Below are 13,206 nucleotides of genomic sequence, written 5' to 3' on the forward strand. Positions count from 1 at the left end.
AAAACCTAATGAAATTTCGGAGACCTAAGGTTGTCATTTAATCCCCCACCCGGCAAAGGATGCTTTACCATAAACGCCATCGTGGTGGATATTGGCGATCACACTATCCGAACAGGCAAGGATATTCGCCGCATTGAACCAAAAGCCATGCATGTGCTTTATCTGCTCGCCTGCAATGCCGGTGACACCGTGGAACGTGGTGAATTATTGCGCGATGTGTGGAATGGGCGGGTGGTAGTAGAAGAAGCATTAACCCGGATAATTTCTCAGTTACGTCAGGCCCTTGGCGACAGTCAGCAACGCCGGCTGATCCAGACCGTACCCAAAAAAGGTTATCGACTACGTGGTGAAGTTAACTGGCAGAGCACGCTGACAACAGCAGAGCCAACGCCTTCAGCAGATAATAGTGAAGCGTTAACCTCAGAAAATGCGGTTTCGGAGGCAGTGGAATCCTCCACAGACTCAGCGCCAGCAAAACAACCTGAACCGCAAAAAGCGCTTTCCCCTGCCCCGGTAGTTAGCAAAAAGGCCTGGTTTGTTGCTGCAGTACTGTTTGTCCTGGTGGCGGTTGTGGTGTTTACGCTCAATAAAACAATAACAGACGACACAATCAAGCCCGATGAGCAACGCATTTCGGTAGCGGTGTTACCCCTCAGACAACTGAGTAACGATGATGACACCCTGTATTTTGCCGATGGCATTACCGAGGAACTCACCGACTCGCTCACCCAGAACCAGAATCTCGACGTGCCATCGCGCTATTCTACCCTGGCGGTTACCAGTTCAGAGGATAACAGTTTGTCGGATGTGGCGAGCTCGTTAGGTGTGCGTTATCTGGTTGAAGGCAGCGTCAGACGTATTGATGAAGAGTTTAAAATTGCCGTTCGCTTGATTGATGCAGACACCGACCGGGTGGTGTGGTCTGAAAGTTATACCAATACCGCATCCAGTTTATTTGCTATTCAGCAAACTATAGCCCGACGCCTGAATGAAGCATTATTGCCACAAACCAGCGACACCGAAGTTGCCCAGACATCATCGCCCGACAACATTGAAGCGTACCAGTATTACCTGCGCGGCAACTACTGGCTGATGAACGGGAAAACCAGCGAGTGGATCTATAAGTCTGAAGCCGCCTTTCAACAAGCCGTAGAGCTCGCGCCTGACTTTGCTGCCGCCCACGGCAAGCTGGCTTACCTGTACGCCCGTCATGATTTTCATGATGCGTTTATGCCTCGCGAAGAAGCATTGCAAAAAGCCGATGCCGCCATCTCTAAGGCGTTGCGCAACAATCCACAGGAAACTAATGCGTTACTGGCCAGCGTGATCATAGACACCGCCGCGGGCAATTTCAGTTCAGCAGAAACGACTCTGGATGGCATTCTCGGCCGCCAGCCTAATCACGCAACTGCACTGTATATTTATTCTGAGCTTGAGCTGGCTCGCAACCGGTTTGATGCGGCGCTTTCCCGCGCGCAGCAAGCCTACGTTCTTGATCCGCTTTCTCCCTGGATCAACGTTAACCTTGCCATCGTGCGTTTCTGGCGCAGTGAATACAAGCCAGCGCTTGAAGCAGTACAAAACGCCATCAGTATCGACAGCAATTACACCTGGGCGTATGTCTGGCAGGCCAAAATTTTACATCGTCAGGGGCAGTTAAACGCGGCAATAACCAGTATGCTGCAGTCGGCAGACATCGACTCCGCCTCAGAGGTCAACTCGGCTTATACGGGGCTGTTATATCTGGAAATTGGCGATGAAGAGCGGGCCGAGCAATGGTTCAGACACACCGCCAGCTTGCTGGGCGATACGCCGCAAGCAAGATTCTGGCAAGGCTTACAGCGTTTTACTCAGCCACAACAGGCGACGGATGTAGCTCGCCAGCTCATGCTCGATTTACCCTTACTCGACAATCGAATTTTTAGTCTGTTGCCGCTGCTTTATCAAAACTACCTGCAAGCGGGTGACCGCGAGGCAGCCATTGTTTTTTTACAAAGCCGAATTGCCGACACGGCGCCAAAAGTGAATGTACACAATTACCGTTTCTATGCGGCGCTGCAGGCATTAACCCCCTTGCCGGACGAAACGTCAGAAACCCTGCAGCGGTTGATGACAACAATCGGGGATAACATCGCGCCTTTACTGATTTACTCTTTGCTTACCGGGCATCATACTCCCTCTGCTTCCGCCATGATGTCAGGCGGGTGGCTCGATTACTATTGGCTGATTGAAGCGGATAATACTGCTAAAGGCATGCGTCAAAAGCTACTCGAACAGAGGCAACAAGCTAGCAGCCAGCGAGCCTTACTCCTGCCTTAGAAACCCGGTGGTGGTTTGCGATGGTTGGTTGCCTGTTCGTAGCTATAGGTCAACTTGATCAGCGTTGGTTCGGCAAACAACCGGCCCACAAAGCTTATCCCTGCGGGTAACCGCTGCTCGCGGGTAAATCCCATGGGAACGGTGATAGTTGGCAGACCAGTATTCGGGGCAATGTGCTGACTGTTATCCCCTTTATGCCCGTCGGTATCAGCAATCTCTCGAGGCGGAAAACTCCAGGTGGGATAGATCAGCGCGTCAACACCGGCGTCATCCATAGCTTTAACGACCTGCTCTCGAAAATTAATATTGCGTGGATGAGTGTACAGATCACTACACTGCTGGTCCTGATTTTCCGGGTTAAGCATATATTCCAGCGATTCTTTCACAGGCACCGAATATAACTGTGCATCGTAAATCGCCTGCAACGAATCATACAAAGAACGCCCTTCAAGCGAAGTTAAGTACTCGTTGACGTCGCTGACAAACGTATTACACCAGTTATCTTTAATCAGGTTGGGATAATCGTCGATAGCAATGGTGATCACCTGTGCGCCCTGCGCTATCAGGTCGCTCACAGCCTGCTCAAACAACGCTTTGACTTCTGCATCGATGGCAGCTGTATCAGTGTAGTAACGCAGTACGCCAATAGTAGCGCCCTGCAGACCATCTGCCTGCAATGAACTCAGATAACTCGCCGGACGTTGGCCCTGACTCTTTGCCGTGATGGGATCGGCTTCATCATAGCCCGCAATCACATCCAGCACGCGCACTGCATCTTCAACGGTACGCGCCATAGGCCCTCCAATATCGTTGCGTAAATAAAGCGGAATAATCCCATCGCGGCTGGTTAACCCCATGGTACTGCGAATACCCACCAGCGCGTTGTGAGAAGACGGTCCGCGAATAGAGTTGCCGGTATCAGTACCCAGCCCAACCACGCCGAAGTTAGCGGCAACTGCGGCACCGGTGCCGCCACTTGAGCCTGCCGGGGTGCGAGATAAATCATACGGATTGCGGGTTAAACCACCCACAGAACTCATGGTCCAGCTCGGGCTGAAGGCCCACTCGGCCATATTGGATTTGGCCAGCACAATAGCACCGGCCGCTTTTAAGCGCGCCACCTGAAAAGCATCATCAGGCGGAGTAACGCCTTCAAGCGCCACCGAGCCACCGGTAGTTTGCAGCCCCAGGGTGTCATAATTATCCTTCACAATAACCGGGATACCATGTAACGGCCTGAGTTTACCGCTGCGGGCAAACTCGGCATCCAGGGCTCTGGCTCGGGCCAGTGCCTGTGGATTAACCGTAACAATCGCGTTTAGAAAGGTACTTTGATCAAGCCTGGCAATACGTTCCAGATACTGTCTGGTTAGGGCTTCTGCGCTCAACTCGCCAGCCATCATAGCCCGATGAATATCGGCTATAGTGGCTTCGGGCAGGGTAAACTCCGACATTACGGGCGTTTGCGCTGACCTGGGTTTAGTTGCTGTTGTCTGGCAACCGGCAATACAGCAACAAATGGCAACTAGTAACGCAAGTTTCATAGTGTCTCCTTTACCCTCAGTCAGTCATCGCTAGTAAACCGAACGTTTACCGGTTTGTGGCACGGGCATAACCAAATCCGGCTTAAATGACTCAGCCAGTGCCGCCGAGGCATTAAGCAGTAACCCGGTATCGGTCCCTACCCCCACAAACATAGCGCCAAGCTCAATATAGCGGGATGCCAGTTGTTTATCGCCAATCAGAATGCCAGGCGCTTTACCGGCCCTGACGATTTTAGCAATGCAGCTCTCGATAACCTTTTGCACATCATCGTGGCCCGGATCGCCAAGGTGACCCATAGACGCACTTAAATCCGCCGGGCCGATAAAAATACCATCCACCCCATCTACTTCTAAAATGGCATCGAGATTCTCTACGCCGGTTACCGTTTCAATCTGGATCAGCACGCAAACCTGATCGTTAGCGGTTTCCAGATAATCTTTTGTGCGGTTAAATTGCGATGCCCGCGCCAGCGGGCTGCCTACGCCACGAATACCCTCTGGTGGATAACGCGTAGCCGCAACCACTTCGGCAGCCTGTTTAGCGGTATCAACCATGGGCGCCAGAATGGTTTGCACACCCAAATCCAGAATTTGCTTGATACGCACCGCATCAGGCCATGGCGGGCGCACGATGGGCACCGCAGGATAAGGCGCAATGGCCTGCAACTGCTCCAGTATAGTTCGCAAGTCATTGGGTGAATGTTCCGCGTCGATGAGCAGCCAGTCAAAACCAGCACCGGCCAGTAATTCTGCGGTATAACTATTCGCCAGTCCCAGCCACAAACCAATTTGTGCTGTATCACCGGTGATTGCCTGTTTGAATGTATTTATCGGGGCAGGCATAGGGTACTCCTGATTGTCAGAGCCAGTCTTACGCTGGCTTCATTACAGATAAAGATGTTTTGCACGAGGTTTTTGGACTTTATCTGTTGCCCAGTATACGGAAATTCTCTGGAAAGTTGAGCCTGTTAGCAGACTCAACTCCTGATTTATCATATTGTGGGGCTCAAATTATGCCGGTGGCAGCGAATGAGTCTTCAACCAGGTCAGCGGATCGGCCAGCGCTTCATCGGTTAAGTTAACGTCTGGCATAACCGGCTGCTTTGCTCTGTTGCCCGAAGGGCGCACAATGTAACGGCCGGGCGCGAGCATCAGCAAACGGGTATTGGGTAAATAAAACGGTGTCAGGTTGCCGGTTTGATTAGCATTGCCACCGGTAGGTTCGCCCATGAGTTTGCCGAGCTGGTTATCCTGAATGGTAGCGGCAAACAAGATAGCCGCAGAATAACTCATACGATCGATAACCACCCACACATCCCCCTTAAATTGCAGTGATGGCGCGACCGGTTCAATCATGCCATCAGATTCAACGTTCAACTCAATGACCTCCCCCGGCTCGCCACGGTAACCAAACCAACCGTTAGTATCGCTATTGAGTTTTTCGATAGCCACAGAGCCCTGCGGCACCGGCTTATCGGTAAGGTACTGAATGATTTGCGCACCGGCATCCGACTGACCGCCGGTATTGCCGCGGATATCAATGATCAGGCGTTGTGCTTTCTGCTGGCGTATCTGCTTAAAAGATTCATTGATAAAGGCATCATAAGCACCTTGCTCAGTATCCACGTCAAACGACTCAACCCGTAAATAGGCCACCTGCGGAGTGATAAATGTCAGTTCATTATCCTCCTGCCCGGCGCCCGCCCGCTCCCAGTGCTGGTCATTAAGTAAAGTTAGCGTGGTGGTTTTGCTGTTATCCTTAAGTGCTAACTGTATGTCGCCTTTTACGTCAAATACAGCAAACAACCAGTAATGAAACAGTAGCGACAGCATGCTCTCGCGCAGGGCCGGCGACTCGCCGTGGCTCATGGGCGTGAGGCGGGCGATAATCTCGCTTGCAGCATGACCGTTAATGGAGACGATTTCACTGCCGGCGGCCAGTGTCTTCTGATCGCCGCGGCGCTGGTAAGCGCGTGCCAGACGTATTTTTCCATCACGCACGTTCACTCCGAATGGAAAAGTTTGAATGCCGGCTTCCTCAGCATAGGTAAATTCGGCCAACAGCGGAAACAGGATTGAATGGCCGTCATTAAAATACGGCGTCAGTTGACCGAGTACCGCAAATGCCTGCTTTCGGGTCATGTTATCTTTAAGCTGAGCGCTAAGACGTTCAACCTGAGCAGAGAACTGTTCGCTGTCGACATACTGTTCAAAGGCCGGATGACCGCGACTCATGGTAGCCACCAGATAATCCAGATCCTGCTGTAACTGCTGCGCCGTGAAAGTTTGCCCGGTAAAGGTTTTATCCACATCAGGGTGGATCCAGTCTTTCATGCCGCCACAACCCAATAAACTGCATAGCAATATCACTATAATACCTGTTCTCATTGCTGATTAATTCCTGTTGTTGAGTAATACGGCCAACCTTAGCAAAGCAAACTTCAAGGAAAGGTCAAGATGACAAAAACAACGTGGCAATCACTTGTTTTAGCGCATCGCCTGTGAGAGTTTTTACGGTATTGAAACCACCACTCACATTCCTATGAAACAGTTTTTGCAAATTCTGATAGTCGAAGATGATGCCGTGCTGGCCGCGCAGCTTGAGCGCTTTTTAACCGATGCCGGCCACATCATTGAGGTGGTAAGCACCGGCAGAGATGCCATCAGGCAGGTCGCAAATAATGAATATGATGTGGTGATCCTTGATTTGTCGTTACCCGACACCGACGGTATTGAGCTGTGCGGGCGCATTAAGCAAACGGCTGAGTCGGTACTGCCGGTTTTAATGCTCACTGCCCGCACCGCACTGAGCGACAAACTGGCAGGTTTTGCTGCCGGCACCGATGATTACGTTACCAAACCCTATCAGCCCGACGAGGTGTTGGTAAGATGTTTGTCGCTGGCCAGACGGCGCGATTTGCATCAGGCCAAACAGCTGGTTATTGGTGAGATGACCATTGATTTAGTCACCAATACAGTGAGCCGTCAGCAACAGGTGTTGCACCTGTCGGCCACCGATAAGGCAATACTGATAACATTGGCTAAGGCGCATCCCATGCCACTTGGCAGGCGGCAACTCATAGAGCGAGTGTAGGGAAATAATATTCACAACAGCGACGTACTGAAATCGCATATTTATACCATCCGCCAGCAATTGGATAAGCCCTTTGACTTTCCCATGCTAAAAACCATTCATGGCGTAGGATTTGGCTTGCAGGCGTCGGCATGAAAAAGATTGGCCAACAGATAAAACGGCTGTTTATGCTTTACACCCTGCTGCTGTTGTGTATTTTTGCCGGATTCACCCAGTTGTACGGCTACCTTATCGAAGACAATGTCATCAACCAGCAGATAAGAACAGAGGCCCGCTATTTGGAACAGCAATATCAGGCCACTGCTGCGCTACCCCTGCCCCGCTATCCGTGGATGAAAACTGTTAACAGCTGGCAACAATTACCACCATCCGTTCAGCGGTTGCATAACAAGGAGCCAGAACGGATCGAGTTTATTACCGAGGCTGGCAACATTCACATTGTGCCGCTGCAACTGAACGGGCAGGAAGCGCTGCTGTATGCCGAAGTGGATGCATTTACGGTAACCAATAAGGTCTGGCCGCTGAATATAGCGGGCGTGGCCTTGCTGGGTACGCTGATTTTTGCTCTGTGTTCCTGGCTGCTGATGCACCGTGTTGAAAAAATCGTCGCGCCACTTAATCGCTTACGCCAACGGGTTCAAAGCGATACCCCCCAGCTGTTATTTCCGGCCGGGTTTACTGCCAGTCTGCCGGATAACGAGGTGGGCTTTCTGGCCCGGTCTATCGAAAAACAGTGGCACAATCTCACCCATCTGCTTGAACGCGAAACCCAGTTTACCCGGGATATCAGCCACGAATTAAGAACCCCGATCAGCATATTACAAAATACGCTTTATCAAAGCGGTCCGTTATCACAGGACGATGAAATTCAGGCCCGAAACCAGTTAAATAAACTCACCCAAACGCTGGATGTGCTCACCGCACTGGCCCGGGAAGAAAGCCGCAACAGGCGCCCGCTGAACGTGCTAAGTGTGTTAGAAGATGTCACTATGACCTCATCACTAAGCGGATTGCGGCCCGACTTTGAGCTTAATATTGACGTACCGGATGATTACCAGGTGGTCGCTAATGAGACCCTGCTTTATCTGCTGTTTCGCAACCTGATAGAAAATGCCCATTATCATGGCAGTGATAACACCCTGACGATTTCACTGCAGCAACCATCACTCAGATTCAGTAATCAAACCAATCATGCCTCCGAAACCTTATCGCCAGCCGGACCAACTAACGCTGCGGCTCCCCTTGGCATTGGCCAGGGCCTGTTTCTGGCGCGGCGTATTGTTGAGTTTCATCAGGGTGAGCTAACCGTAAGCAGCTCCCACCGCGATAGCAACAATGACTTCAGCGTTTATCTTTCACTACCCGGGCTTGCTAGTCCAAAAACGCAAAAGTAAACCTCTCGCTGACTACGCCTAAAATAACGACAGGGCTCCTTTTTAAAACGCGCTGAATCGGTAAGATAAGGCTATACCATTTAATAAAGGTAAGGATTTCAGATGGATTTAGGTATAAAAGGTAAAACCGCTATTGTGTGTGCCTCGAGCCGGGGGCTGGGCCGGGCCTGTGCTCAGGCGCTGGCAGAAGCCGGGGTTAATCTGGTGATCAACGGGTTAAACGCTGAACGGCTGGCTCAGGTAGCCGAAGAAATTGCCACCGCTACCGGCGTAACGGTTACGCCCGTCGCCTGTGACGTGAGCACCGCAGAAGGTCAGGCAAAACTTCTCGCAGCCTGCCCGGCGCCCGATATTCTGGTCAATAACAATGGCGGGCCGCCACTCAAAGACTTCCGTGAACTGGACAATGACGCCATGGTAGACGGCATTAATATGAACATGCTAACGCCCATTAATCTGGTGCAGCAGGTGCTGGATGGCATGGTTGAACGTGGCTTTGGCCGCATCATCAACATTACCTCAATGACGGTAAAAATGCCGGTAGCCGGGCTGGATCTCTCCAGCGGTGCCCGCGCCGGCCTTACTGCGTTTTTAGCCGGTATCTCCCGCACGGTGGCCGACAAAAACGTCACTATCAATAACATTTTACCGGGTTACTTCGCCACCGACCGTTTGGATGGTGTGTTAAATGCAGGCATGGCCCGAACCGGTAACGACAAAGAAACGGTAGCTAAAGAGCTCGCCGCTAAAGTACCGGCCAACCGTTTTGGCGATCCCAAAGAGTTTGGCAATACCTGTGCTTTTCTGGCCAGCCAGTATGGTGGCTATATCACCGGGCAGAACATTCTGCTGGATGGCGGCTTAAACCCCAGCGCGTTTTAACCACAAACCAAAAAGGGCACGCTGAGTGCCCTCTTACTGTTTATCTCTACCTTTTGAGCCATTCCGTTTGCTCGGTATGCGCTTCAACCTCTTCCCGCTGTAGCCAGAGCGTACGGTATTCATCGTTAGCCAGCAATTCAAGCTGGTCAGAATAATGGGCCGAGTCGACCTGCCGGGAATTTCCATAAGCCATAATCCCCTTGGCTGTTATCGGTGTCGAAAACTCCACCATGGAGACCCAGGTTTCACCGTGGCGAGGCTCCCTGATACCATCACCATCCGGATCCCACCAGGTGATCACATTAAATGCGCCAAGATTCCCATAGCCACCATGACCGGGGACATCTTTATCGCGAATAATAAACCGTGACACATCACCAAACCGTGGGTCCACCCGGCCATAGGTTGCAATGGTATTTTCGGCGGCCTTTTTGAGCATTGCGACGGCAGCTTCAGGATCCTTTAAGCCGTATGGTGTGGAAAGCGGTAACTCAGCCTGCCAGGGCACAGCATAGTTAGATTGGTCCGAAAAGCCAGAGCGTTTACCAGCAAACAATTCCGCCCAGTTCTCAAATAACACCCCGGCACGGTTATCTACACCAAAGTCCCTGTCCCAGTTTTTTAGCACTTGCGCTGCCTGTTGTACCAGTTCATCGTTACTTTCATCTGCTGCGGCCAATAAATCTTCCAGCACGCGTTCGGTCATCAGCGCGTAGGTGGAGGTTTTGATTTTCTCAAACTGCTCAAAACTTAATTTTCCGCTATCAGCCATCATCTTAACCGCGTTTTGTGCTCGGAAAGACATCGGTCCTTCTACTGCCACGTAGGGCGGAAAATCATCGTAATCATAAACAGCAGGATAAGTAGCAAGCCATGGCGGATCGTTAGCATTCTGTACAAAACCACTCTCAGGGTTGATGACTTTTGGCAGATCCGCATATTCATGCACTTCGTTCCACACATATTCCGAACTATCACCAGGCACCAACCCAGTCCAGAAAGCCAGGTCGCCCTGTTCGTGTTTGGGCAGAATGCCATTGTAAAGATACTGGATATTGCCTTCTTTATCAGCGTAGGTAATGTTAAACGTTGGCACCTGTAGCCTTTCCATTACCGATGTAAATTCAGCGAAGCTTTTTGCCTGTAGCATGTCGAAATACTGCTGCAGCATACCTGGCCGGTCCAACCCGGCAACGCGCAATGCCACTGTTTCACCATCCTGGCGTTCAAACACCGCACCATGAACTGACTTTCTCACAGTCAGTTTTTTTGCCTTAAGCGTGCCGTTTTGCTGCAATACACGGTACGTCTTTTCGCTAGTATCAAATGGCAACACCTCGCCATCGTAAAGGTAGCCATCATCTTTCAGAGTAAGGTGGTATGTGGTGGCACCGGGGATACGGTTTACCGTGTTAGAAATGCCCATGCGTTGGTTAAAGGCAAAGCGAATTACCGGTAGGCCCACCTGAGTGGCACCGTACATTTCAAAGTCAGGGCCGCTTAAATGGGCTTCATAATAGGTAAAGAACCCGGTTGCCCAGGGCAAATGCGGATTTTGCAGCAGTAACGTATTACCGCTGGCAGACTTAGCCGGCGCTACGGCATAGGTATTTGAGCCAGCCTTAAGCGGCGGTGCCCGTTCGCCAATCACCCGGGAGGGCGAGGCAACATAAATGAAATTCATCAGCCGGTGTGCATGGGTCACCACATCAACCCCCGATACCGGTAACACTTTTAACACCTGCGGATCCAGGGTTTCCGGGTACTTTTTCGCATAATCGTTAATACCAGCCGCAAAAGCATCGAGGTTTTTCTTGAACGCCTCCGTTTGCTGCAGGTACCACTGTTGGCCTCTTTCAGGGACGTCGTTACCGAGTAGCCACAAATCCGTTTGCTCATACTCTTCGCCCCAGTATTCAGCGCCTTTTGCTCTTGCCTGCCCGTAGAGCCTCAAGACCATGTCACCCTGACTCTTTGCCTGGGCCCAGCCAAAACCATAAAACACATCTTCGGCATTACCGCCATAAATATGCGGCACACCAAAAGTGTCCCAACGAATTTCGATATCCTTAGATGTAATTGTATCAGGGTGAGTTTTCTGAGCGTTGTCACAGGCAGTAATAACCAGTGTCAGAATAGCAAGCACGGCAATACGCCAGCCTCTGCTGCGCTGAGTAACGGCTAACATGTTCATAAGAATTCCAACGTCTTCGCCGATTAAGGCGCTCTCTGTCCGGGGCAAACGGCCAAAGGTATAGGGTAATGCGTCCTGAAGCTTTTCCAGCATGCCGTGTCCGGCGCATCGGTGCAACCAGAGAGAGATTTTAATTGGACAAAACAGCAGGTTATTACGATAAAAGGAGATCTTATGACCTCCTTTTAAAGCACGTATTAATTCGTTGCAGGGATTAAATTACGATTACGCATCTGCAGATAGCTAAGGGCCCACATAATAAAGCCGCCCACAAACAGCATGGCAGACGCATAGCCGGTTTCATTAAATGTAGCGCCTGACGCCAGTAAAGCGCCACCTACCCAGGGGCCGATAGCATTAGCAGTGTTAAAGGCACATTGCACCAGCGCGCCGATCATGGCGTGTCCGGTGGGCGATACGTCCAGCAACATCGACTGAATCACAGCAGCAAGGCCAACACTGGCGCCAAGCAAGAATACCGTGACATATAACCACCAGATATTCGCCGCCGCAAACACGTACATAATCGCAATGGCAACACTGCATAACAGGGCAATACCGGTTGTGGCTAACGGCGAACGATCGGCCAGTTTACTGATCACCAGGTTACCAATGGTGGTGCCAATCCCAAACATCATCATGGCAATGGAAATGGTTACTTCCGGGGTTTCCGTCACGTTAATAATGGTGTCAGCCAGATAAGTATAAATACAGAACACACCGCCAAAGCCCACGAAGATAATACCGGAGATAGACCACACCAGTTTGTTTTTCAGTACGCCGAACTCTTCCCGCAACCGGGTTGGATTGGTTACCGGGCTACTGGGTACCAGGCGATAAATCAAAAACATGGTGATCAGCGCCAGCACGGCCACAATGGCCATACACACCCGCCAGCTCAGGTTTTGCCCAACCAGGGTTGCCATAGGTACGCCCACGATGGTTGCGATAGTCAGGCCGGCGAAGACTTTGGACATATAAGTTGCACGTTTACCCTTAGGTGCCATGCCGGAAGCAACCAGCAGCGCCGTGCCGAAATAAGCTCCGTGAGGCAATCCGGAGAGTACCCGGTAAACCACTAGCTCCGGTAAGGATGAAGCAATCGCGCTTAATCCATTGCCCAGCAAAATCATTGCGGTAAACACAATTAATGCGGTACGACGATTGGTTTTATTGGTCAGCAGCATAAACAACGGCGCACCAATCACCACGCCGATAGCATAGGCACTGATCACGTTACCTGCCAACGAGGGAGTGACGCTGAATGATTCAGCAATTAGGGGCAGCATGGACATTGCCGAAAACTCGGTTAGTCCAAGAACAAAGGTTCCGAGCGCCATAGCCAGAATAGGCCAGACCGCCGCGCCCTGTTTAATTTGTGGTGCAGACATAAACAACCTTAAACACATGGCCGAAGCCAGTTAAATCAATGAGTGTGCGCCTGTTTAAACTGGAGTTATAAACCTGGCAGAGTAAACGAATAAAGCGCGAGTATTTTTGTAGGGATTCGGGACCCACCGAGCGCTGTTGTAGCAGCGTAATCTTATCCGGAAGGACTATTGCTTTGGCTATGTTCGGATTAACTGTTGTTGAATCGAAAAGAGCCTGTTTTCGTTAAGGTTTTCTGGATTATCCATAAACCTGAACCAACCCAGGTAGTGTTCCAAGTATTTTGTGGCTACTCCGTGAAACCGTTTCATCCACGCTTTCAGACGGCTGTGATAGGCGTTAACATTCTGAATATGAAAGACTTTATCTATCACCTTAACACCTCCCGCC

At 51.0% G+C, this 13,206-nt stretch carries 9 protein-coding genes and 1 pseudogene; 4 read left to right on the forward strand and 6 right to left on the reverse strand.

Annotation, left to right across the window (positions count from 1 at the left end):
- Positions 1–30 precede the first annotated feature (30 nt).
- Complete coding sequence (locus C6Y40_RS08320; protein WP_146129526.1) at positions 31–2,319, forward strand: winged helix-turn-helix domain-containing protein; 2,289 nt, start codon at positions 31–33, stop codon at positions 2,317–2,319.
- On the opposite strand, the gene C6Y40_RS08325 is transcribed toward C6Y40_RS08320, so the two are convergent.
- From C6Y40_RS08325 to C6Y40_RS08335, 3 genes are all read right to left on the reverse strand, one after another.
- Positions 2,316–3,863 carry an amidase family protein gene (locus C6Y40_RS08325; protein WP_205664754.1) on the reverse strand — a complete coding sequence of 516 codons (1,548 nt, stop codon included), beginning with the start codon at positions 3,861–3,863 and terminating at the stop codon, positions 2,316–2,318. The two genes, C6Y40_RS08320 and C6Y40_RS08325, sit on opposite strands and share 4 nt — an antisense overlap.
- A 30-nt stretch (positions 3,864–3,893) precedes the next feature.
- Positions 3,894–4,706 (reverse strand): 4-hydroxy-2-oxoheptanedioate aldolase, encoded by an 813-nt coding sequence (hpaI, locus tag C6Y40_RS08330; RefSeq protein ID WP_105934185.1) that lies wholly within the window; start codon positions 4,704–4,706, stop codon positions 3,894–3,896.
- Between the two features lie 168 nt (positions 4,707–4,874).
- Positions 4,875–6,251: a S41 family peptidase gene (locus tag C6Y40_RS08335; protein ID WP_105934186.1), complete on the reverse strand. Its 1,377-nt coding sequence runs from the start codon at positions 6,249–6,251 to the stop codon at positions 4,875–4,877.
- 154 nt (positions 6,252–6,405) lie between these two features.
- Here C6Y40_RS08335 and C6Y40_RS08340 point away from each other — a divergent pair, with 154 nt between their 5' ends.
- From C6Y40_RS08340 to C6Y40_RS08350, 3 genes are all read left to right on the forward strand, one after another.
- Positions 6,406–6,957, forward strand: a complete 552-nt coding sequence (locus tag C6Y40_RS08340) for a response regulator transcription factor (RefSeq protein WP_105934187.1) — start codon at positions 6,406–6,408, stop codon at positions 6,955–6,957.
- A 131-nt stretch (positions 6,958–7,088) separates the two neighbouring features.
- Complete coding sequence (locus C6Y40_RS08345) at positions 7,089–8,351, forward strand: sensor histidine kinase (protein WP_105934188.1); 1,263 nt, start codon at positions 7,089–7,091, stop codon at positions 8,349–8,351.
- A gap of 102 nt (positions 8,352–8,453) precedes the next feature.
- Positions 8,454–9,233, forward strand: coding sequence for an SDR family oxidoreductase (locus tag C6Y40_RS08350; RefSeq protein WP_105934189.1), 780 nt, complete (start codon positions 8,454–8,456; stop codon positions 9,231–9,233).
- 46 nt (positions 9,234–9,279) lie between these two features.
- On the opposite strand, the gene C6Y40_RS08355 is transcribed toward C6Y40_RS08350, so the two are convergent.
- The 3 genes and pseudogenes from C6Y40_RS08355 to C6Y40_RS08365 all read right to left on the reverse strand — a co-directional run.
- Positions 9,280–11,520 (reverse strand): penicillin acylase family protein, encoded by a 2,241-nt coding sequence (locus C6Y40_RS08355; protein ID WP_205664755.1) that lies wholly within the window; start codon positions 11,518–11,520, stop codon positions 9,280–9,282.
- Between the two features lie 104 nt (positions 11,521–11,624).
- Positions 11,625–12,818 carry an MFS transporter gene (locus C6Y40_RS08360; RefSeq protein ID WP_105934190.1) on the reverse strand — a complete coding sequence of 398 codons (1,194 nt, stop codon included), beginning with the start codon at positions 12,816–12,818 and terminating at the stop codon, positions 11,625–11,627.
- A gap of 177 nt (positions 12,819–12,995) precedes the next feature.
- Positions 12,996–13,206: pseudogene (locus C6Y40_RS08365) on the reverse strand (IS1595 family transposase); the annotation flags it as partial.

This window comes from Marisediminitalea alba (assembly GCF_002993365.1).
Taxonomy (GTDB): Bacteria; Pseudomonadota; Gammaproteobacteria; order Enterobacterales; family Alteromonadaceae; genus Alteromonas; species Alteromonas alba.